Here is a 22,314-nt window from a genome sequence, read left to right on the forward strand (position 1 = left end):
CCTCGCACCTCGACCGGCGATAGTCCAGGGGGAAGTATGACCAACGAAAAGGTTACCGACCACGTCCCGTGGCCTGAGGAGACAGCGGAGCTCTACCGCGCAACCGGCTGCTGGGCAGGCATCACATTCGGGCAGATGCTAAGTATGCGTGCTGCCGAACACGGAGAACGTCTGGCTGTGCGCGACCCGGTTCGCGATATCACCTACAAAGAGCTCGACGCCGCTGCTTTCTCGCTGGCAGCTGGCCTGGATGCGCTCGGTCTTCAGACAGGTGACCGTGTCGTGTTGCAGGTGCCCAACACGGTCTACTTCGTCGAAGTCCTATTTGCCCTCTTCCGGCTCGGAGTAGTACCCGTTATGGCGCTTCCAGCGCATAGGCATGCGGAACTAGCCGCCCTGTCAGAAGCTAGTGGCGCGGTTGCGATTATCGTTCCCCACGACACGACCGGCTTTTCTTATGAGGCCCTTGCCTATCGAATCCGTCGTGAGGTGCCGACAATCCAACACGTGATTACCGTAGGCCCCGACGGCGTCCATGCTTCCTCTACGCAGACCGGCCTGTTCGACCTACGGCTGGCGCCGGGGAAACAGCAGCCTGAACCGGCTGCTAATGCTGTTGCTTTGCTCATGCTCTCTGGTGGCAGCACCGGAACTCCCAAACTGATCCCACGCACCCACGATGACTATCTATACAGTGTTCGCCGCAGCGCAGAGGTTTGTGGACTCGGACCATCGAGCGTTTATCTGGCGGTCCTGCCCGCCGCGCACAACTTCACATTGAGCTCACCCGGCATACTCGGGACGCTATGGGCGGGCGGCACGGTTGCGCTGACCGCCGATCCATCACCAAGCGGCGCATTGTCGTTTGCCAGCCGTACCGGAGCAAACCTGACTGCGCTAGTGCCGCCACTGGCAAGGCTTTGGGCAGATACCGCGGAACGATCCGCACAAGTCGATAGCGCGCTCGCTGTTATCCAGATCGGTGGCGCGCGATGCTCCACAGAGCTCGCTGTCCGGATCCGCAGTGCGCTCGGAGTGCAGGTTCAGCAGGTATTCGGGATGGCCGAGGGACTCGTCTGCTACACACCGCTGGACGGACCGGACGATATAGTGCTGAACACCCAAGGAAGGCCGATGTCGGCCCTCGATGAGGTGCGAGTTGTTGATGACCTGGGTGTTCCCGTCAATCCAGGGGAACCCGGCCACCTCATGACCCGAGGCCCGTACACAATCCGCGGCTACTTCCGAAATCCCGAAGCCAATTGCCGGTCCTTCACCACCGATGGCTGGTACCGCACTGGTGACATCGTCAGTGCCAGCCCGGAAGGCAGCTTGACCGTCCACGGTCGCACGAACGACCTCATCAACCGAGGGGGAGAAAAAGTCTCCCCGACCGAGCTCGAGCGTCAGTTGCTCCGGCACCCGGCAGTTGGTGATGTCATCGCGGTAGGTCTGCCAGACGAAACCCTCGGTGAACGCATCTGCGTCTTCATCGTGCCGGCTGGACTCACCGGACCCTCCCTCTTGGAACTGCGAGCCTTTGCACGACAGTCCGGACTGGCCGACTGGAAGCTCCCAGATGAAATTCGAATAGTCAGCGACTTCCCCAAGACGAGAGTCGGCAAGGATAGCAGGGCCGCTCTTCGAAATTCCTTGCGCGGCTGAACAAAAAGTTACAATTATAAGATGTCAACCAACCAAAGGCGGTCCATATGCCTGCAGCTATTTCCCCTGAGCAAATGAAAGAGGATGTCGCATCCGCACTCGGCGTCACACCCAAAGAAATATCCGACGCGACGAATCTCGTGGACGCCGGCCTCGATTCCATCCGTTTGATGCAGTTGGTCGAGAAATGGCGAGCGGAAGGATCCGCTGATGCAGACTTCGCAATACTTGCAGGAACTCCGACGCTAGGAGAATGGGTCGCCGCAATCGTCGGAAAATGAAAACATCTAATTTAGCCGCCAGATCCTGAAGGTCGAAGTCTCGGCTGGCGGGGGCTGTAATCCAGCGGGGTAAGATCGCTGGGGAGTCTTCATCGAGGCTTCTATCGCACGTCTGCACTGTTGTTAGCGTGTACTGCAAGAGTCACTCCTTGCCAGGGGAGCTGTGTGCAGCGGAGATGGACTCGACGCTGTGATTACGGAGGGATGCAGCCGCGGAGGGTATGGCGTCGGGGCGGCGATTGTGCGGTACAGAGACTGCGCAGTTAGATGGGCGAACGAAACCGGAGGATTCAGACTTGACCTTGGATTCCAGGTGCGCTCGCGCAGTTGTCGCGGGGATGGTTCGACTGTGTTCAGTATTGCACTGCCCGTGGATCGCGGAGGCGACAGACGCCGGCGGTGAAGTCAGGGTACGCGCCGCGGTACGGAATACGGTGGCGCAATCGACATGGAGATCAATCGTGCGGTCGAATGTCAGCATGTCGACGTCGATGATCAAGGAGCCGGTCGCGGGGTCGATTCTGTCTCCTACACCGACCGCCCTGTGTGTGCTCAGCTCGAAGCAGATGCCGGCGCCATAGCCGCCGTTGATGGGACCGTTGTTGAGCTGTTCCAGGATCACTCGGACGCCCGGCAAGTTGGATCGAAGCCGTCCTCCGCGGCGTCGACTACCCCTGGCCACGTGGTCGAGGGTGAGTTCTGCGACTCCGCTGCATTGCCTTGCGCGTAGCAGAATCGAGCGGACATCGGCCTGTTTCCATACCTAGTCCTGCAACGACGGTTTGTGATGCCGTCGCTTGTAGTGACTGACGCGGGCTCTGGCTTGGCTGATGCGGCGTCAGTTCGATCAGTTCCACAGGTGGGCGAAGGCGTGCTGCACGGGGCAGGCGATACGATTGAACAGTCGTCGAATCTCATTGACTGTGCATACGCGGCGGTCTCGGAGTCTCACGCCAATACATGCGGTCGATCGGCTACTACTGATGGGCGTCGTACCAGGGACGGACGTCGTATTACTCGTCCCGGTCGTTGCTGACGAGGCTCAGGGAAAATCCCCGGCTGTGCTCAACGAAAATCCCCACCCGTGAGCGGTGTTCACTGTAGCGGTTGCCGGGTCCCGATGGTGGCTTTGCGGAGGTTCTCCGAGCGTGCGTGATGATCGCGCAGCCGGTAGGAATCGCCGTCGAGGTTGAGCACCACCGAACGATGCAGAAGCCGATCGAGCATGGCGGCGGCCACGGTTGTGTCACCGAGGACCTCACCCCATTCCCCGACACCCCGGTTGGTGGTCATGACGATCGAGGTCTTCAGATAGCGTTGCGCAACAACCTGAAACAACGCCGAGGCGGCCTCACCCGGCAACGGAAGGTAACCGAGTTCGTCGATCACCAGCAGGGTCGGGCCGGCGAAGAACCGCATCGTCGTCGCCCACCGACCCTCGATCGCGGCGCGATGACAACGAGCGGCGAGGTCGGCGGCGGTGGTGAAATAGGTGCGATATCCGGCATGGACCGCAGCGCGGGCCAAACCCACCGACAGGTGCGTTTTCCCGACCCCGGGCGGGCCGATGAGCAGCACATTCGTCGCTGTTTCCAGGAACCGGCAGGTCCCGAGTTCGGCGATGAGCCGTCGGTCGAGGTTCGGGGCGACATCGAAATCGAAGTCCTCCAACGAGGCCGGCGTCGGCAGGCAGGCAAAGCGCAGTCGGCCGGCCAGACGCCGGGCCTCGGTGGCGTCGACCTCGATCGCCAGCAACTGCTCGAGGGCGGCGGTCATCGACAGGTTGTCCTTCTGGGCCCGGTCGAGCACCGACGGCAGCGCTTCGGCGGCGTCGTGCAGTTTGAGCACGGCCAGATGACCGCGCAACCGCTGGTAGAGACTGGCCGCCTCGCCGGTATTCGGCGGCGGGATCGGGTCCGTCGTGGCCGGTGTGCTGTTCATGCGAGGGTGTTCCTTCCTCGAGCGGCCCGCTCGTAGGTCGACAGATCGATCACCGTCGAGGCGGAGGTGGCCGGCTCCGGATCGGACTCATCGGACGACGACGCTGCAGCCTCGGTGGTGCTGCGACGCAGTGCTTGTGCCGCCTCGACGGCCTCGGGTCCCGGTGGGATCCGTTCTTTGCGGCGGTGCGGGCGACCACCGGTTCCGGCGGCGGCCATCGCGACCTGTTCGAGCGCATGGACGTGCCCGTGGTCGCGGACCATCACCCCGGCTCCGTCCGGCGCCAGGCGGTGTCGTGCGATGGTGATCTGCGAGGCGGTGACGATCTCGATGACCTGCGATCCCAGCACCCGGGTGACGGTGACCTGCGCGGACGCCAACTCCGGCGGCACCGAATACCGGTTGCCGCGATAGGACACCAACGCCTGCCGCGACACGACCCGGGACTCGGTGAGGATCGCCGGATACGGCACTGTCGGCGGCGGCGACAACGCTTCGGCGGCGGCCAGGGCGCCCACGGTGGTGCGTCCGTCGGCGGTGCGGCGGGGGCGGGTGTCGCTGCGCACCCGGCAGAACTCGTCCAACCTCGCCTGCGCCTGCTCGACGGTGACGTCGTCGGGCAGGGTACGCCACCAACGTTGGGCGGCAGTATGGTTGGCTTTTTCGACGACGCCTTTTCGGTTGCCGGCCCGAGGTGGACAGATCGTCACCGTCACACCGTAGTGTTTCGCGACGCCGGCGAAGCTGGCGGTCATCCGCCCGCTGTCGGGATGACAGACCGTGGTCATTCGGTCGAAGCGCCAACTGCGGGTCAGGCCACCGAGACCACGGCAGATGCGGTCGAGACCGTCGACCAGATGCGGCTGGGTCATCGCTGGCGCCAAGACCCCGCGCCAGCGCCCGGAATGCGCCAGCGAGCCGACCAGCAGATGCGCCATCGATCCCCACCCCCAGGATGCGGGTGGGTTCGGCAGATCTACCCAGTCCCACTGGGTTTCCTCACCGGGTGGGTGTTCGATGACCGCGTTCGCTCGGTCGGTCGCGCCGGCGCAGTGCTCGCACACCGGGCGGAGGTCGCGGTCGCGGATCTGCCGGGTCAGCGTCTGATAGGACATCCGGTAGCCGAGTTCTTCGAGTTCGTCGCACAGGGTCCGCGCCCACAGATGCGGATCTTCCCGTAGCCGGCAGGTGATGTAGTCGACGAACGGTTCGAACGGGTCGGGTTCGGTGCGTTTGCGCACCCCAGGGGTGCGTTCGTTGTTCAGATAGGCCCGGATGGTCTTGCGGTCGCGGCCGGTGTGTCGGGCGATCGCCGAGATCGTCCAGCCTCGTTTGCGCAGGGCGTGTACTTCCACATCGTCCTCCCATGTCAGCATGAGAATGCGGGTCTCCTTCGACTGGCTGATGTGTGGTCAGAGACCATCAGCATCGGAGGAGACCTGCCCTCGTTGGCGGTGCCACACGGGTGGGGAATTTCGATGAGCGTTACTGGGGAATTTCAGCGAGCGCCGTCATTACCGTTCTCGGCCGGCGGGCAACGCTCGTTCGTGTTCCTTGAGGATGGAACGGTCGTCGAGGTGTCGTCCTGCGGCTCTCAACCGTACCGAGGGGTCAGCCGCGGGTCCGTCGTCGGGGACTGGCAGGCCCGGGGCTTTACATCATTTCGGTGCGCTCCTGGGCGCACTCCTGAATGGCGCGGATCGCCTCACGGATCTGCGGGATCTTGCGCAGCAGCATGTCGAGGTCGTCAAGAGCCTCGGAGAATGCGGTCAGTTCCCATAGATCGTCCATAGAGTCCACGCCACCTGGCAGACGGCAACCGATCCCGACTACCGCGATGGGATCGTCATCGCGGACCGGCGCGGAGTCGGAAGCCGCCGCGCGTCTGTCTTGGGTGTCCTTGACGAAAAGGGAGTTGGCCAGCGCGCTGATCGTTGGGTGTTCGAACAGGACACTCGGATCAATGGAGCGGCCTAACGTCTCGGATAGCGCGCCGAGAAGTTCGACAAGGCCGCGAGAGCTGAGGCCGAACTCGAACAACGGGCGATCCACATTAATCTGTGCAACCTTGATGTCGGCACGGCGGGCGACTTCGTCGATCACCCAACCTTGGACCGATTCAGGGGTCCATCGGTCCGCTACTTCAGGTTCTGTGGGGGCTGACGTGTCGACAGACGGACACCACTACCGTATGGTCACCGCCGCGGCGGGCATGTCCGGGCTCGATCAGATCACCGTTGAGGTAGGCGGTGCGGCATGCGTGGCGTTGGATCTTCCCGCTGCTGGTCTTATGAATCGTGCGGGGTGAATCAGAACCACTGCGCGCAGACGTAGACCGTGTTCGGAACTCACCGCTCTACGAATGCACTGTGCGATCTCAGCGTGCTCGGAGACATCCGATGTCCTCGCTTCGGCGACCACTACCGGCTCTTCGCTTTCGACGCCGGTATCGACCGAAAACGCAGCGACGCACCCAGGCCGGACGGTGGGATGAGCTGCTTCTATCGTGAGTTCGACGTCCTGCGGGTAGTGGTTCTTGCCGTCGATGACAAGCAGATCCTTGTGACGGCCGGTGACGAATAGTTCCCCATCTTGGATGAACCCGAGATCACCGGTACGGAGAAACCCTCGCCGGCCATCGGCGAGGTGAGCGTCGAAATCAGCGGCGGTGCGCTCTGCATTGCCCCAATAGCCCGCTGCCACGCTGGGACCGGATACCCAAATTTCTCCTTCCTCGCCGTTCGCGCACTCCGCCACCGGTGCGTCTGTCTCGACATCGTTGCGCTTCGCGATCACTACATCGGTACCGGCAGGGGGTGTCCCTACGCCGACAACCTCGAGGGCAGTCTCCGAACGGCCGGATTCGACCGCCGATGACCGTTGCAGGAAGGACGGCACTGTTCCGATCGTGTTTCCGGTGACCAGCAGCGTTGCTTCAGCCAACCCATACACCGGCTGGATAGCGCCCGGCCGCAGCCCGGCCTGCGCGAACGTTTCAGAGAACTGTCGAAAGGTATTGGACCGCACCGGTTCAGCGCCATTGAAGGCGGCCGCCCAATGAGAAAGGTCTAGGGTTTTCAACCACTCCGGCGAGGACTTACGGACACACAGTTCATACGCGAAGTTCGGCCCCCCGCTGAGATAGGCTTGGTAGGTCGACACCGCGGTCAGCCAACGCTTGGGATCCTGAAAGAAATGAAGCGGAGAGAACAGCACAGAGGTCAGCCCGGTGTAGATCGTATGGAGCACCGCGCAGATCAGCCCCATGTCGTGGAACATCGGAAGCCAGCTAACTGCCAGAATGCCGTGCTGCGATGTCGCCGTGGCCTTGGAACTGTGCATGACCTCAGCAATGGACTGCTGGTTATGCATCAGGTTGCCATGCGTGACCATGACCCCCTTGGGTGCGCTGGTTGATCCGGAGGTGTACTGGAGGAACGCAATCGATTCTGGGTCTAGTTGGGGGCGAGACCAGGACTGCGCGAGGTCGGATTGCACCTGATCGGTCGCGATCCACGTTAGAACTGATAGTTCCTGAGTTTGGTTCTCGGCAGCGGCAATTCCCGCGATCAGACCGCTCGAGGACAGAACGACGTTGATGTCGGCGTCAGCGATAACCTGCCGCAGTCGGCGCATCGAGCGTTCGAAGTTCTGCATTTCCGGCAGTGGTGCCGGAACTGCGATGACACCGGCCGCCAAGCATCCGAGAAACCCGCTGATGAAGTCGAGGCCCGGAGCGTAGAGAAGGAGCGCTCTCTGACCTGCAAGGCCACGTAGCTGTAGATCGGCTGCGATCGCACGTACCTGAAAGTCCAGGTCGGAGTAGGACACGGTTACAGTCGGGCCGTCGACGTCGCCTGTTTCGAGGAAGTGATAGGCCGGGCGGTCAGGGGTCTGCGACGCGCGTGACAACAGAACGTCAACCAACGAGGGGTCCGACAACAGAGATCAATCCTCCCTGGGAGGTAGCTGGGCTGCCTCCCATAAGCGTGTTTAACTGGGGAAAGAGGGTTACGACTTGGTGATATTCGGGCAGCGTTCGCTGTCCGAGATGAGTCGATCGAGAGCTAAGAGATCGACGCGGGCGAGGAGCGGGGAAGCATCCCGATCCCGTGCTCGAGCTTGGGTGGGAGCAAGTAGTCGACGACGACTGCCAAGTCACTCAAGAAGGCTGCTGATTTACCGAGCGCAGGTAAGGAACACAGATAGTTCGTTACATGGGAACCAACCACTACGTGGACTTCAGCCGTGTGATCGTCGTCGGTGGTCACCTTCATCGTGCCGGATGCAGTGTTCATCGTCGCGCCATGCACGGCAAGAACCACTGAGGTTGTCAGTCGACCCGGAGGCATCGCAAGCAAGTCATCAATGCACGCGGCTTCAAACACGGACGCGTACGCCAAGAATGACGCATCCCGGTTGTTGAGTTCCCACCGGGAGTCTTGATTGTGTCCGGACGTGTCCTCAGCCCCTACGTGATCCCAGGGCGCCGACCAGCTTCCGAGGTAATCGAGGCTGCCGTGACGGTACTTCGAGTCAACCAACACGACCCCGGGAGGCCCGATAACGACATGGTCGACGTCGACATTCGTCCCTGGGATTGAACGCGAGTGCAGCACTGTCCATTCCGGCCCAAGAGTTGCAAGCTCCGCTGCCGTCCACTGTTCAGCCTCGATGCCCAACTGCAGGTTGGCCGAGTTCATAGACGGCGGATCAGCGAATCCGGAGAGTGCCGGCGCAAGGTTGCTTCCGGGCTTCATCGGGATGTTCGAACGACGTGATGCGCGCCGCGCAGCCCACCATGTCCCCATGTCGGCTCCTGCAGCGATCACTGCGGCAGGTCCGATGGTCGCGATCACTGCGGAGGCGACCTCGCCCGCGCCGATGCCTAAGACCAGTCCCGCAGGGGCGCACCACTGGGCAATTACCGCAGTGGGTGTACGAGGAAATCGCAGGCGGCGAGCAGTGAGAACAGCAACGGTGCTGGCCACGATCGCTCCGATCGCGACCAGCTGCGCCCATCCGGCATCGAGGCGGGATCCAATCACCACCGTGACAACTGCCGCAACGGCCATGGATGCAACCATTACGGCGGCGCCGTACCAGGCCATTGCGTAGTTCGGGCCTTAACCCCTGACCTTGGACACGGTGTCATTTCGGTTATGCCGCTTCCGCGAGGGTAGCGGAGGCAGCGGCTTCGTAGGCGTTCGGGCTGATATTGCCGATCGCGGAGTGGCGGCGCCGGGTGTTGTAGCGGTTCGCCCAGCGGAACACGGCGCGGTAGGCAGTGGCCGCGTCGGGAAACGCAGAACGGCCTTCGAGGAGTTCACGTTTGAGGGTCGCGTTGAACGACTCGGCGAGGGCATTGTCGGCGGACGATCCGATCGCCCCCATCGACTGGGTCACCCCGAGTTGCTCGCAGAGGGCGGCGTATGCCTTCGAGGTGTAGACCGACCCGTGGTCTGAGTGGAACACCGAACCGGTAAGGGAACCGCGCTCGCGCCGGGCGGCTTCGAGCGCGCCCTCGACGAGTTCGGTGCGCATGTGGTCGGCCATCGCCCACCCGGTGAGCTTCCGCGAGCCGAGGTCGATGCACGAGGCGAAGTACAGGTTCGTGCCGCCCTCGACGGGTAGGTAGGTGATGTCGCCGACGTAGCGGCGGTTCGGTTCGCCGGCGGAGAAGTTGCGGCCGATCAGATCGGGGAAACGCCGTCCCGACTGGTCGGGGATCGTGGTGCGCACGCGACGGCGCAGCCGGACGCCGGCTAGGCCGTGCTCGCGCATCACGCGGGCCACCCGCTTGTGGTTGACCCGCCCGTCCGCGGCCGCACCCTCGTTCAGGTCGGCGGTGATCCTGGGTGCCCCCGAGGCACGGTCCCCGCCCAGCGCCGGGTCCTGCAGCACCCGGATCCGCTCAGCCAGCGCCGCATCCTCGGCTTGCCTCGCGGCACGTCCCGGCGCAGCGGCCAGCCACGCATAGAACGACGACCGGGCGATCTCGATGACCTCGCACAACCGCTTCACGCCCCAGGCGTCCTTGTGGTCCTCGACGAACTGGAAGCGGTTCACCAGTTCGTCTCCCCGGCGAAATACTTCGCCGCCTGGCGGAGGATGTCCCGCTCCTCAGCGAGCTTGGCCTGCTCGACCCTCAACGCGGCGTTCTCCGACTCCAGCCGCGCGATCCTCGCCGTCTGTGACTCGGGCCGGCCTCGGCTCGGCGCGACCGGCGCTGCACCCGCCGTCATGGTCCCCGAGCCCAGCTTGTCGACCCACTCCTTCAACGCGCCCCGAGACACGCCCAGATCCGCCGCGATCCCCTTGAGCGTCGCGCCCGGCGTGGACTCATACAAGTCCACCGCCCGACGGCGGAACTCGTCGGTGTAGTTCTTTCTGGCCATCCTTGGATTCTCGCTTCCCCCAGCAGTGTGCTGGATTCCACGTGTCCAAGATCAGGGGTCAAGCTCCTTCAGACCTGCAGCCGCAAGAACGGTGACGGTCAATACGGCGGCTGCGCTTCCGGTGTCGTCGACGAAGCCGGTGATGATCGAAGCAAGTGCAAGAACAGCTATCCCGATTGCAGCGCACACCACAGTAAGGCGCGCCCACCGGTACCGCATTTGTGCCCGTTGGATGCCACGCAAGCTGCGCGCGGCCGCCTCGACGGGGTCGCTTATGGGGCGAGGGCGAGTGCCCCGGCGACGAATGTTGCTCATGCGGGACACGATAGAAACCACCATTCGGGCATAGGCCTTACTTGCGACATCATCACGGCGTCGCGTTCTATGTGCTGGATTGTTCAGCGCTGGAGGATCGATGCGAGACGCCAGCCTTCGCTGGCGCGTTCAAGGCTGACTACCAGATGGATTGGCGCAAGCTCTTGTGACGAGAACTTCGTTGCGGTTGTTTGCTGCACAGTCACGTAGCGCAGCGCGCGGTCTGTATCGGAAGGCCTCTGTTGGGGACTGATCTCTGCGGTGGCCGTCACCAAGGTGTTGGTGTCTGCCCAACGCTGCCACTCACGCCCGGGACCCGTGGGTGGTTGATAGTCGCGGACGCCGGCTGCCATCTCCTTGCTGAACAGGGAGCTTGCCCTGACCATGGCGTCGTTTGGAGTTTGATCGACTGCCGGAAGATAGGAGTACATCGTCTCAAGGACCGCAACAGCGACCTCGTCTGGATCGTCGACATCGACGGTGGAGGGGTCCAAAGTGGGTAGTTCGCTCGGGATGGTGTTGCTGGGCTGGGGGGTCGAAGTGGCTGTTTCCCCCAAGGGGGACATGCCGTCCTCGCTGGTCCCACACCCCACCAGTGTCAGGCTGGCTGCGATGGCAACGGCGGTCGCAATTCGCGCTCGGCGGGTCATCCATACCTCCGAATATTTTCTGCATTAGCTAGGTCGAAGTTGTTGATGGAGACGGCCTGCCCGAAAGTAGGAGCTTCGATGACCTTCCCATCTCCTACCCAAATCGCAACGTGGCTTGTGCCGTTCGAGAAGACCGCATCGCCCGGCTGGATGTCTTGCGGTGCGATTTCGCGTCCCTGGGTGACCTGCGCGTGGGTGGATCCGTGAGCGGTCGCAGCATTGTTTGATGCCTGCGCGGTGGCGTATTCGACGAGTCCGGAGCAATCGAAGCCCGGCGAGCCTGGGTTTTGAGGGTCAGGGATGCCGAGAGTTGGCCCGTTCTCATCGCCGCCACCCCATACGTACGGTTGCCCGAGTTGCCGCATCGCTGCTTCGACGACGACCCGGCCGAACTCGGATCCTCCGGTGACAGTGGGTGGCGAGTCCGCTGATCCGGGAGTGGGTTGGGCGTACTTGTTCATTTTGGTGCGCACGCTAGGTACGTAGGCCTGCGTCTGTCCGTATGGGGGGATTCCGCCGTACCGAATGACTGCGCCGGGCCCGGCGTTGTAACTCGCAGCCACGAGGTCGAGCAGGTCACCGCGTACCTGACCGCTGTCGATATGCGGTTTGAGGTAGTCGGCTAGATGGCAGGTGTAGTGGCCGGCCGACAGGATCGAATCGTAAGCGTTGAACGGATCCGGGGCTGTGGTCCCCCGTTCGGTTCTGCCGCTGCGATCGAGTCCGGAGTCGCGGCCCCATTGCGTCCACGTCCCTGGCATGAACTGAGTCATGCCCTGAGCGCCACCGGTGTTGACACCGTCCCCTGCGCTGGTGACGCCCGGATCCCATCCCGATTCCTGATCGATGATCGCCGCAATGAACGGGGGTGGGATGTCTGCGCATACGGAGCCTGCTTGCGCGATGATGTCCGCATATTCCGGGGGGACAGCGCCAGGCGCCAGACCCATATTCACAACGCCAACAGAACAATCGGGGTTCGCCCCGGCCGCCATCAACAGGCCGGAGGATCCGGCTTGTGCCTGCTCACTTGCCCACAAAGCTGCGACAGTGTCGACCGCCTGTGTTTCCCAAGCCATGAACTGGTCTTGCAGACTCGCCCGTTCCGGGTGCACACCGACAATCACGTCGGCTACGGGTTTGGTAGCCCAATCCGGGTTCTGCTCGCTGTACGTGCGGAGACGGTTGAAGAACTGGGTGGCGGCGTACTTGGGATTGGTGAGGTTATCGATATTCGATTCACCTAGGGGCCGTTCAGCAAAGATGCCGACCGGTTCGGTGCCGTTACGGGGTTGGGAGATGAAGTTCGTTGCTTGACCTGCCAAGGTGGTGGCAATGACGGCGGCGCGTGCGGCCGGCTCGAGATCGGACTCACGAGCTGCAGCGATGATGGCAGCGACGTTGCCCTGTTGCTCGACGTTGAGTGTCTGCTGCTGCTGTGCGCCGGTCGGGGGGTACGGCCGCATCGCCGCGAGCTCAGCTTCCGACACGTCGGCGCCAGAGTGCCCAGGCTCGGAGCCAGCACCGGGGTTTGGTTCAGCCCCGACTTTGAACTTCGACAACCACGGCATGGGGTCCACACCCTGGCCGGCAGCCCACCCTCCGGGGTACATGCCCAAGTGCAGGTGGGCGCCGGAGCTCCATCCTGAGTTCCCGACATCCGCGATGTGCTGACCGGCTTTGACCTGGTCACCTTTCTGGACGTAGACGTGTCCGTCGTCCATGTGTCCGTACAGGGAGTCGACGACCTGACCGTCGATGTCGTGTCGAATGACCACCCAGTTGCCGTAGCCGCTGGCAGGTCCGGCTTCAGTGACCACACCGTCGCCGACCGCGTAGATCGGCGCACCGTGGATGCCGGGAGCGGCGAGATCTGTGCCGTCGTGGTTGTTCGTGCCGACACCGATATCCCGGTACCCGAAGGAGCTGGTGACCACCATGTTGTGCTCGTCGAGGGGAAGGCCCAGCACACCAGCTGTTCCCCCTGGTCCGCCCTGTGCGATGCGTGGGACGGAGAAGTCAAGGCAGGAGCCGTTCGCAGCGGTTCCGGCGGCCCCCATCGCGCCGGATGCTGCGCCGAGCACTCCCAACAGCGATAGCGCGACCATGAAAGCGAAGGTCACGGCCATAGCGATGAATGCGAGAACTGCGCCTCCGGCGATGAGAAGCCGTCGGGACTTTTTCTGCCGCTCTTCCTTGCTGTCGGTTGGCTTCGGGATGATGCGATACAGAAACGTTGCTGTGCCGCCGGTAGATGCTGTCAGCGCCCCCTCGACTGAGCGGTTGATCGCTTTGCCTGTTGCATTTTTCGCCCGCACCGCCCCCGCATGAACGGATCTCGACGCGGCAGCCACTCCCCTGGGTTGCTCAGAAGCTGGAGGCTCGTGGTGCCGGCTCCTTCGCTGTGCCGAGACGGAGGTATTGCCTTGTGCTGCGACCTTCCGTCCCCTTGAGGGGGGTCGACGACCTGCGAGGTCTCCGTTACTTCTGACGTTGTCGTCGTTGGTCACCGCGGTGCTCCCGCGGTCGGCGGGGGTGCGTCGACCGATGTCTCTGTGACTGCGACAACCTGCGGAAAACCCGACTTGGTCAATGTCAGCGCCACGTCGTATGTCAGTGTCTGGGTTTCGATCTGATCGATACGGTCGTTCATCCCCAGTACGAGTCGGCTGATCGTCACTCGTGTGACGGCTGATTCGCTGTCGTCGCTGATCCAGGTGTCAACGACGTGCTCGACGCGGGAATCGAAGGCCTTCCTCTGCTCATTCCACGTCCAGGACCAGATCCGGTTGATCGATGTCTGCATCTGGCCGATGAATTGTGGAGACGCCACCGAATCCCACCGCGCGAACCATTCTTCAGCGGGATCGAAGTCCCACGGTATGAAGGTGGTCCACCCGACGATGAACCGTTGCGCAGCTGCCTCGGCGGCTTCTGCGGAGGCCCCGCGAATCAGGTCCGGCGACGCGTAGGGATGCTGATGCTCTGGCGGTGTCGCCGGCGTCGTGGTGGTTAGCCCCGAGATCGGGGCGGTCGATGACGGGATCGACGTCGAATCACCATCCGAGCTTGAACAAGACACGACCGTCGTGACTATGCAGGCCAGCGCAGCTAGCGTTACATGCCGCTTCATCGGCGATTCCCGTTCCCATGGCCATTGCGAATGAAACTGAATGCCATTGCGACGAAAGTGAACCCGATACAGGCCACAGCGATAAGAGTGATGGCATTTGCGATCTGCTGCATCGTTGCCGAAGGGTAGTTCCAGGCGGGAATCAGCCCAGCAACTAGACCCAATACCAGGATTCGGAAGCCTCGCTGCGTACGGAAACGCTGTGCGCCGTGACGTAACTCCGCTGGGGTTCGCCTGCCCCATTCACGCGCGGTCGCGGAGACCAAGCGCCAGTATTGTCCCCAGGTGAGGGGCGCAGCGTTCTTGCCCTGTTGGTTCATCTGTGTACCTCCGATGCACGCATTGTTGCGGGCGTCGTTCGGGTGGTTCGGGGTCACAGACGAACGTGGGTGGCCGAGGGAAAGCTTGGGGATTAGAACATGCTGCCCAGGAATGCAGCTCCCGCGATTACGACCAGCATCAAGAGAACGAGAGGTGCCCAGGTGCTGCTGTCGATCCCGCGGATCGGAGGCAGGTTGTTCACGAGTCCGCGCAGGTTCATTGGATCGGAAACGCGATCAAAGCGATTCCGATCAGCTATCTGACCGTCATCGTCATCGTCACCGTCGCTGTCACTTCCGCTTTCGGCTGCAGCGGTATCGAAGTGTGCCCAGTCAGTTGAAGAGGCGGGCATGCGGACCACGGGATGGTGCCCCGTCGCCTTACGCTGCGCCGTCAACACCTCGTTGATCTGGGCCTCTAGGTTGAGCAGGTCAGTTTCGGCGAGTCCGATAACAACCTGGTTGACCGCGGTGCCGTCATCGAATGTCATCTGCAGATCAGCGTCGAACGGATTGTCCTGGTCGTAGAAGATCCCGAATTCGGAACCGGCCACGGTCAGTCCCTGTTGCCGCTGGCGAATCTGCTCGAGCCGTTCACGTAGCTCGTGACCCGTGGGTGGCGGGGACTCGTGGTCGCCGTATCCGAATCCGTTCGGGGTTGTGTGGTTCATTCACTGGCCTCCTGATCGTCCCGGCTCCGGCGATTGCGCAACGATTCCCGGTAGTGGTCCATCGCTTCCTGATGCTCGCGTCGCTGCTGTGCGGCCCGGGCTGCGCCAGCCCGTGCACGAATACCGCTTCGGGCAAGCATTCCTCCACGGCTTTGGCTGGCCGCGACCCAACCATCGCGCGTTTCCTGCGAGATGTACGCGCCGTGGGTGCGCAGCGCCAAACCTCGTGCAGCATCCAGCGCGACCCCGCCGGCCCTCGCCGTGCCTGCGGCTACACGGCCGCCGAGCTCCTCAGCGCCGACGACAATGCGGCTGTTGCGTGCAGCGGCGCTCGCAGCGGCAACTGTGCCGACGGCGCGCTGTTTGGCGGGTTCTACGACCGGGCGTGCCGCGAAGGCTGCAGCGTCGCCAGCCTTGCGGGCGGCAGCCCCGGCCGCCACCCGTGCAGTTCGTCGCGGCGCCGTCGGCGCGGCGGTCTTGGAAAGCGGATCGGGTTGCGAGGGACTGGATCCGTCTTTGTCACGACCGTTGCGGCGGTACCCGGCGGCCGCCATGACACTGGCAGTTCCGAGCGCCCCCATCGTCGCTGCCTGCATCGTTCCTGCAGCATTGACCTGGGTAGCGCCCTCTGGTCGGGCTGCGGCTTCGACCTTCTTCATAGCGACCCACATGCCGATCAGTACCGCCACGCTCCAGAGCAACTTGAATCCAGCGGCGGCGTTCGAACTGAACACCAGACCGAGCATGAAGACCATCAGGGTGCACAAAATCGAGTAGACCGACGCCATCACGATCGCGTAGACCATGTCGTCAATCCAGTTCTTCATCATCTTGCCCTTGCCCGGCAGTGCCGCCCAGGTCAGGCGCAGCGGGCCAAGAATGAACACCACCAGAAGGGCTACGTGCCACCACAGGGCAATCAGAGACATGGCCGCGATACCCACGCACGCGATCACCGTCCCGAACAGAGCGGACAGGGACTTCGCGACGTGAGGCATGGTGCCGCTGCCGGCGAATGCGACCAGCGTGGCAGCCGCATCGTCCGGAGTCAGCGGGCCAACGGACTGTTCGTCGTCCGCCATCCGGTGCAAAGATGCCGCAACGGCGTAGTAGGGGTCGCAACTACTCAACGCCTCGAAGCTGTCGTCGCCGTCAAGGCAATCTGCGCGAGCGCGGTCGATGCTGGGGCCGCCGGTATGCACCAGTAGGTACGACCGCATGTCGCTACAGCCGTTGTAGTTGTTGTAGCAGGGCAGGCCTTCGCCTTCGTCCCCGCGACTGATCACCGATTGACTTTGCGTCGGATCGCGAAAGCGCGTCGCCTCGTCGTCCGGCTCGATTACCGACTCGCCTGCCCTGCCGAATTGTCCGATCGCCCAAGGCTGGTACAGCAAGGTCTCCGCCAGTACACACGAGGTGTAGCGATGCCCGAGGTCAGTCACCTGTCCGTCGTTCGTCGCTGCGGGGGACTGGCACATCATGTCCTGATCTGTCTGCGTGTTCAGGATGTTGAAGATGCCGTCAGCGAAGGCGCTGCTGAGCATTCCACCGACGTGATCACCGAACGCCGCGACGGTGTAGAAGCCATTGCCTTCAGGCTTGGCCCACGATGCGACGGTGACACCGCCGTAGAAGACGCCTGCCACAAGCGCCACCAACAGCGACATGCCGACATCGCCGAGGCCACGACGGACACCACCGTTGTTCATCGCCCGAACCGCAGCGGCGATGCCGGCGATGGTGATCACCACAGCCATCATCAAGACGAAGATGCTGTACAGCTCGCCGACGACGGGAGAGACGCTCTGGTACAGACCTTGGATCGGGTTCTTGGCCTGTGCATACTCCTTCAAGGCAATAGTGGACTGGAGCAGGTAAGCGTTGATCTGCATCAACTGATTGCCGATGAGAGTGGAGATCCACGGCATCATCGCGCAGTTCTCTTCACCGTCCGCGTTGAGTTGCCAGTTCACCCACTTGACGCCGCGAAGCCCACTGATCTCGTAAAGCGTGTAGCTGTCCATCGAATGGTTCGACGCAGTGGCGGCACGATCGAATCGGCCTGCATCCTTCGCGAAGTCGGGTACACCACCGTCGGAATTCTGTACCTTGCCGAGGTTTCGATTCGACAAGAACTGCTCAGGCCCCGATCCGGGCGGCTGACCACTGAGATCCGGCCGCGTAATGGCGCACACGACGTCGGACATCGCACCACTTGCGGCACCCGTAATCTTTCCACCGACCCAAGAGATCGGATTAGCCGAGACCTCAGGAGGAATGGCAACCGAAATCGATCCGAGCAGCACCACCGCGATCACACCCAACGCGATGCCACGTGCGCCTCTTCGAATCCACCGGGACAGACCGGTGAGGGCCTCACGTGTACGCGCGCCCTTGCGATCCCGCCACAGCACCAACGCCAGCGCCGCGATGACACTGACCATGTAGCTATAGCCGGCCGCCGCGGTCCCGGGCCACAGCAACGCAACGGGGAACGATGCCATCACAACCGCATGCCCCACCGCAGTGGTCCATCCGCGGTGAACCCCCGGCGACCGCATCACGTATGTAGCGGCTAGCACCATGAGCAGACCCACCGGGTACAACAACACGACATCGGCATGAGCCATGGCGAAGACGGGACCGACAGCGACGGCGACAGCGCCGACCAGCGCCGTCCACACCGCAGTGGACAGCGCCGCGCCGGTCACCTGCGGAAATCGGCGCGCTCCGTACCAGAGAGCTACCGAGCCCAGACCCACCGCGGACAGTGCGACCAAACCGCGGAGACCCCCGATCGAGAGCAACGCAGCGGCACTGACCAATAGCGTGAGCCCACGCACCGTCCAACGATCGATCGTCGGTGCGTGCCGAACGACGAACGGGTGCAACGCAGCCGCAGTACGAGCTACGGGGCTCATCATCGCCATAAGTTGTTCCTGTCTGGTCTAGGTGGTCAGCAGGGTGTCGAAACCGTCGAACTCGAAGCTGTGGTCATCACCGTCCGGAGCAGTGATCGCCTTGCGGCTGACACCGCTGCGCACCCCTTCGAGCGTCGTCGGGTTGATGGTCCAGTCGTCCCCGTCGTCGGAGATCGGAGTCGACTGAGCATCCGCCATGAGCGTCGCGTTCGTCTCGGAGGCGTTGGACAACTCGACGAACATCTGGTCGACCTTGACCACCGACACTCGGTTATCGACGTCTCTCATTACACACACGCCGTTTCCGAGCTCTCCGCCCTTCGTTGAGGGCAAAAGCCGCCGCGCGAGTTCACTGCGCTCCGCGTCGTCGGCATCGGAAGTGTCCCGTAGCAGCTCAAGAGCCGCCATGGCTTCGGCGCGGCCCTTCTGCATGAACACGAAGACCGTAGAAAATTGATTCTGATCGGTCTCTGCCGCATCGGTCATTGCTCGTTCGATCGCAGCGATGTCCTTCGCTTGCTGCGAGATGAACACCACCACGAAGTTCAGCGAGCGTCCCTGGCGCAGTGCGCGTGCGATCAGGTCGCGACCGGCTTCCATTGCTGTGACGATGTACGCCTCGTCGATGAACAGCGCACGGGGCCGCCGGCCCTGCCTGCCGGTGTGGGGACTCACGGACTCGTGAACGTCACCGAAGAAGTCGTTGATGCGGTGCAGCGCAGTGAAAATGGCCGCTGCCGCGTCACGTTCTTTCTCGCTCCACTGGTTGGGGGATTTGCTCGGGTCCGGCGGTGTGAACTGGAACAGAGTGATCACGGTCCGTCGCTTGCGGATACTGCGGAACCCCGACGTTGCGTCCGCACCTCCGAACAGCAGCCGCGCGTACGGTGCCCGAGCGGCGTTGTCCAATCGCGCATAGAGTGCCTGCATCCGTACGAGTTCCTGCTTGGCATGCAGCCGGGAGTTCCAGTCGTTATTGCTGGCGTCGGCGGCTTTCTGATACAGCTCGATCTCTTCGCCGAGAGCAGATGCCAGTTCGGACAGGCTCGGGATGTACGTTTCACCGCTGGCAGATGCCTTCCGGTACATCTCCTTCAGTTTCTGGAAGCCGGGCTCGAGCTTGTCTCGGTCGGCGCGCTCAGGGATAAGCAACTCGAGCTGTGCGCGAGCGAGGGCTTCCCCCGCTTCGTAGGTATCTGTCAGCGCCCATGCGCTGAGCATTCCCGCCGGACCACCGTAGAGGTTGATGATGTCGGTTTCGGCCCAGAATTCAGCGTTGATGGGCTGGAACCGCGACTGCGGCGTGCCGAGAATCCCGCGGTTGGCGTGCTGCTCGAACTCAGGATCGGTGACCTGGGCGCCGAACGCGATGTAGTAGCAGAACCGTTCGATGTCGTTCTTCGGGTCGGCAGCGACGACCTGGGTGCCGGACTCCGACATCCAGAAGAACAGCATCAGGGCCAGCGACGACTTGCCGCCGCCGGAGGCACCGATGATGCCGATGCCGGCACCGTGGTTACGGGCGACCTGGACGTGGGGATCGAAGTGGACGACAGCGCCGTTGTCGACGCAGTAGCCGATCACCGGTCCGCGCCATCCGAGTACGTGACCATTGCGATGAACCTCGACCGCGTCGCCGACGTTCGGTGACGAGTCCAGGCGGGCCAGCGCCAACGCCTCGATGTCTGTCCACCGCGTGCCGAGGTCGATACCGAGGGTGTAGTCGCACAGGTTGACCTTGCCGACATGAATGGGATCCGGGTCGCCGGGAAGCTGCTCACGTAGCAGGGCGTGCTGGATGTTCAGCGGCTGCTGCAGTTCGATGTCCTTGATCGCGGCCTTGACGTCCTGTACCGCTCGAGCGAGTTCTTTTCGAGACGGTGCTGAAATGGACAGGCGTAGCTGACCTATCATCGCCGGGGAGGGGTTCACATCGAGGTCGGCATCGAGTTCGACTGCATCGCCGTACACTTCGGCGAACTTTGCGTCATCGATCTTGCCTGCTTGCACACGGTCGTCGGCCTCGTCCTTGATGAACCCGATGCGACGCTTGGCCATCTTTTTCCAGGCGTCCGAGGACATGAGCTTGAAGCGCCAACTGACTTCGACTTGGTAGGGAAGCGTGCGAAGTACCCGTCCCCATGCGTTGTGATAGTCGAACGGCATCACGGCGGGGCTGTCCGCGACTACGAGAGTGGTGACATAGGACTTGCGGCGCTCACCACCGTCGTTGGACGGTTCGATGACCTCGACCGCGTCTGAGAGGTTGCGGCCCTCGAAGTCGATGACCTGGTCGAAGAACCCCGCGCGCCAGGGTCGGGTGGACACGTAGTCGCTTTCGATCGGTGGCTGGAAGTTGCCGTAGAGAGGCTTGCGGATGAGCCAAACGAGGTCTGCGCGGCTGATTGGTTCAGCGCCGACCAAGGACAGCCGCGCATGCAGCTTTGCAGCGGCGTCACGGAACGGCTCGAGATCGCTGGATCGGAAATGCTCTTCGGCGACGTGGTCGGCGGAGTTCAGGATCAGAGTGATCGGATCGAGCATCGTCGGTCCCTTGAAGGTGCCGAGACGTACCATCAGGATCCGCCGGGGTTCCGGAGCAGCCTCGGCAACGTGCGGGGCGACCTTGTTGGCCAGCAGTTTCTTGAACAGGCGACTGGGGTCCCAGACCGCGCGATTGAGTTCGGCTTCCCAACGGCTGGTGTCCACAGGTTGGTAACGGACCAGTTCGTGGCACACGATCGACGCTGCCCGACCTTGTTCGGCTTCTGCGTAGGCCAGCAGCTGGCGGTAGAAGTTCGCAGAGCGGTCGAAGGCTTCCTCTTGTTGCGCGTTGGACGCGAAGTCATCCGATGTGCCAGGCAGGAGCACTCCCGTCCACATGCCGTCATCGATGAGGAACAAGCCGTCTTCGGCGTAGCGAACTCCGAGGCGTTGCCGATCGGCGCGTTTGACAGCCTCATTCGTCTGAGGTGCCCTGCGTTTGCGCACCCACACTGTGATGACGCCGGGAATCACACCTGCGGCCACGAGGAGTAGCAGCACCAGAATGATCAATGGTCTTCTCCCTGCCCTGTCGGATGTCTGGTTTATGCGTCGAGTAGCTGGTCGTAGGTGATGCGCGGTGGCTTCTTCTTCGGAACGAACGACTCCCGCCTGGTGGGCTGGGGGTCATAGATCGGCGCTTTCACCGTGCGGCGGAGGTCGATCTTGGCCCATTCGGGACGCCACACGATCGCTACCCAATGCAGATCACCGGGGTTTTTGTTGGCGCCGCCACCTGCGAGCAGGTCGGGGTTCTTGAACCGTTGCGCCCATTGCAGTCGCATCCATTGCAAGGGTGACTCGTCGCTGCCGAAGCGGAGTTGGGCAACGAAGTAGGAAACTGCGAATACGAGTAGCCCGCCAACAGGCAGGACTACGGCCCGCTGGTCGAGTATGCCCCCGAGTGGATATAGCACCACCATGCTGAGTGCTGTGACCGCGCCGGCAACGCCAGCTAGCTGCGCGTCGACGCCCCCGATAGCGACCAGGGAAAAGTCCTTACCGAGCCGCCACATCTTGTTGCGGTGGTTCATCACTCGCGTGCGGTCCATTGCGTAGCGGCCTTCAACAGGCATGGTGCTCCCGTCAGCTATGAGGTCTGGGTGCGGTCATTCGAACTGGACAACGCTGTTGTTGCTGTTCGCGCCGGTGACTTGCTCTCCGGTGTCGACCATGTAGGTGGCCAACACGGGGCCGCCGCCGATGACCAGTCCTGCGGCGAGGACGCCGATGAGCTTCTGGATACTCGACCGCCAGCCGCCTTCCTTGCCGGAAGCGATGGCGATCATGACGCCGATGACGACCATCATCATGACCATGACGGCGACACCGAGAACTCGGATTTCGGTCGTGAAGTTGTTGATGATCGACTGGATGCCGCTCGTTCCGGATTGAGCAAGCAGATCCGTCGCAGTGAGGATGAGCATGGAGGTTCCCTTTCGGTTGGGCCCGGCGTCGGTGCCGGAATGGGATGG

The 22,314-nt window shown here is 62.7% G+C and carries 18 protein-coding genes; 2 read left to right on the forward strand and 16 right to left on the reverse strand.

Annotation, left to right across the window (positions count from 1 at the left end; translation table 11 throughout):
• Positions 1-36: 36 nt before the first annotated feature.
• Both BO226_RS25425 and BO226_RS25430 read left to right on the forward strand, forming a co-directional pair.
• Positions 37-1,665 carry a (2,3-dihydroxybenzoyl)adenylate synthase gene (locus tag BO226_RS25425; RefSeq protein ID WP_071936651.1) on the forward strand — a complete coding sequence of 543 codons (1,629 nt, stop codon included), beginning with the start codon at positions 37-39 and terminating at the stop codon, positions 1,663-1,665.
• A 47-nt stretch (positions 1,666-1,712) separates the two neighbouring features.
• Entirely contained in the window at positions 1,713-1,946 is a 234-nt protein-coding gene (locus tag BO226_RS25430) for a phosphopantetheine-binding protein (protein ID WP_071936652.1), read from the forward strand.
• 142 nt (positions 1,947-2,088) lie between these two features.
• Here BO226_RS25430 and BO226_RS27450 read toward each other — a convergent pair whose 3' ends face one another.
• From BO226_RS27450 to BO226_RS25505, 16 genes are all read right to left on the reverse strand, one after another.
• Complete coding sequence (locus tag BO226_RS27450; protein ID WP_156895419.1) at positions 2,089-2,568, reverse strand: hypothetical protein; 480 nt, start codon at positions 2,566-2,568, stop codon at positions 2,089-2,091.
• Positions 2,569-3,041: 473 nt separating this feature from the next.
• Positions 3,042-3,887 (reverse strand): IS21-like element helper ATPase IstB, encoded by an 846-nt coding sequence (gene istB, locus BO226_RS25435; protein ID WP_071936653.1) that lies wholly within the window; start codon positions 3,885-3,887, stop codon positions 3,042-3,044.
• Positions 3,884-5,263 carry a Mu transposase domain-containing protein gene (locus BO226_RS25440; RefSeq protein ID WP_071936654.1) on the reverse strand — a complete coding sequence of 460 codons (1,380 nt, stop codon included), beginning with the start codon at positions 5,261-5,263 and terminating at the stop codon, positions 3,884-3,886. The genes istB and BO226_RS25440 overlap by 4 nt, the downstream gene beginning before the upstream one ends.
• A gap of 277 nt (positions 5,264-5,540) precedes the next feature.
• On the reverse strand, positions 5,541-5,990 hold the full coding sequence (locus tag BO226_RS25445; protein WP_071936655.1) for an acyl carrier protein: 450 nt from the start codon (positions 5,988-5,990) through the stop codon (positions 5,541-5,543).
• A 123-nt stretch (positions 5,991-6,113) separates the two neighbouring features.
• The gene (locus tag BO226_RS25450) at positions 6,114-7,829 is read right to left on the reverse strand and encodes a fatty acyl-AMP ligase (RefSeq protein ID WP_071936656.1); all 1,716 of its coding nucleotides are present in this window, start codon (positions 7,827-7,829) and stop codon (positions 6,114-6,116) included.
• A gap of 125 nt (positions 7,830-7,954) precedes the next feature.
• A complete protein-coding gene (locus BO226_RS26870) occupies positions 7,955-8,962 on the reverse strand; it encodes a nuclease-related domain-containing protein (protein WP_198040693.1) in 1,008 nt (335 codons plus the stop codon).
• 85 nt (positions 8,963-9,047) lie between these two features.
• Positions 9,048-10,285, reverse strand: a protein-coding gene (locus BO226_RS25460) for an IS3 family transposase (protein WP_102031462.1) whose coding sequence is annotated in 2 segments (ribosomal slippage) — positions 9,048-9,973 and positions 9,973-10,285 — 1,239 coding nt in all. Because the reading frame shifts where the segments join, the coding sequence is not laid out codon by codon here.
• A gap of 51 nt (positions 10,286-10,336) precedes the next feature.
• Positions 10,337-10,600, reverse strand: a complete 264-nt coding sequence (locus tag BO226_RS27455; RefSeq protein WP_156895421.1) for a hypothetical protein — start codon at positions 10,598-10,600, stop codon at positions 10,337-10,339.
• A gap of 83 nt (positions 10,601-10,683) precedes the next feature.
• Entirely contained in the window at positions 10,684-11,250 is a 567-nt protein-coding gene (locus BO226_RS25470; RefSeq protein ID WP_071936658.1) for a hypothetical protein, read from the reverse strand.
• Positions 11,247-13,604, reverse strand: coding sequence for a peptidoglycan DD-metalloendopeptidase family protein (locus BO226_RS25475; protein WP_156895422.1), 2,358 nt, complete (start codon positions 13,602-13,604; stop codon positions 11,247-11,249). The genes BO226_RS25470 and BO226_RS25475 overlap by 4 nt, the downstream gene beginning before the upstream one ends.
• Positions 13,605-13,756: 152 nt before the next feature.
• Positions 13,757-14,383: a hypothetical protein gene (locus BO226_RS27460; protein WP_156895423.1), complete on the reverse strand. Its 627-nt coding sequence runs from the start codon at positions 14,381-14,383 to the stop codon at positions 13,757-13,759.
• 412 nt (positions 14,384-14,795) lie between these two features.
• A complete protein-coding gene (locus BO226_RS25485; protein WP_071936661.1) occupies positions 14,796-15,374 on the reverse strand; it encodes a hypothetical protein in 579 nt (192 codons plus the stop codon).
• Positions 15,371-18,304, reverse strand: coding sequence for a hypothetical protein (locus tag BO226_RS25490; RefSeq protein WP_156895424.1), 2,934 nt, complete (start codon positions 18,302-18,304; stop codon positions 15,371-15,373). Before BO226_RS25490 ends, BO226_RS25485 begins: the two co-directional genes overlap by 4 nt.
• Before the next feature lie 18 nt (positions 18,305-18,322).
• Positions 18,323-21,352, reverse strand: coding sequence for an ATP-binding protein (locus BO226_RS25495; RefSeq protein WP_071936663.1), 3,030 nt, complete (start codon positions 21,350-21,352; stop codon positions 18,323-18,325).
• Positions 21,353-21,384: 32 nt separating this feature from the next.
• Entirely contained in the window at positions 21,385-21,891 is a 507-nt protein-coding gene (locus tag BO226_RS25500; protein WP_156895425.1) for a hypothetical protein, read from the reverse strand.
• 57 nt (positions 21,892-21,948) lie between these two features.
• Complete coding sequence (locus BO226_RS25505) at positions 21,949-22,266, reverse strand: hypothetical protein (RefSeq protein ID WP_071936665.1); 318 nt, start codon at positions 22,264-22,266, stop codon at positions 21,949-21,951.
• Between the last annotated feature and the right edge of the window lie 48 nt (positions 22,267-22,314).

This window comes from Rhodococcus sp. 2G, assembly GCF_001886355.1.
Lineage (GTDB): Bacteria > Actinomycetota > Actinomycetes > Mycobacteriales > Mycobacteriaceae > Rhodococcus > Rhodococcus pyridinivorans.

Coding starts and splice junctions, on each gene's coding strand:
- BO226_RS25425 (WP_071936651.1), top strand. CDS start 37: ATGACCAACGAAAAGGTTACCGACCACGTCCCGTGGCCTGAGGAGACA.
- BO226_RS25430 (WP_071936652.1), top strand. CDS start 1,713: ATGCCTGCAGCTATTTCCCCTGAGCAAATGAAAGAGGATGTCGCATCC.
- istB (WP_071936653.1), bottom strand. CDS start 3,887: ATGAACAGCACACCGGCCACGACGGACCCGATCCCGCCGCCGAATACC.
- BO226_RS25440 (WP_071936654.1), bottom strand. CDS start 5,263: ATGCTGACATGGGAGGACGATGTGGAAGTACACGCCCTGCGCAAACGA.
- BO226_RS26870 (WP_198040693.1), bottom strand. CDS start 8,962: ATGGCCGTTGCGGCAGTTGTCACGGTGGTGATTGGATCCCGCCTCGAT.
- BO226_RS27455 (WP_156895421.1), bottom strand. CDS start 10,600: ATGAGCAACATTCGTCGCCGGGGCACTCGCCCTCGCCCCATAAGCGAC.
- BO226_RS25470 (WP_071936658.1), bottom strand. CDS start 11,250: ATGACCCGCCGAGCGCGAATTGCGACCGCCGTTGCCATCGCAGCCAGC.
- BO226_RS27460 (WP_156895423.1), bottom strand. CDS start 14,383: ATGAAGCGGCATGTAACGCTAGCTGCGCTGGCCTGCATAGTCACGACG.
- BO226_RS25485 (WP_071936661.1), bottom strand. CDS start 15,374: ATGAACCACACAACCCCGAACGGATTCGGATACGGCGACCACGAGTCC.
- BO226_RS25490 (WP_156895424.1), bottom strand. CDS start 18,304: ATGGCGATGATGAGCCCCGTAGCTCGTACTGCGGCTGCGTTGCACCCG.
- BO226_RS25500 (WP_156895425.1), bottom strand. CDS start 21,891: ATGGACCGCACGCGAGTGATGAACCACCGCAACAAGATGTGGCGGCTC.
- BO226_RS25505 (WP_071936665.1), bottom strand. CDS start 22,266: ATGCTCATCCTCACTGCGACGGATCTGCTTGCTCAATCCGGAACGAGC.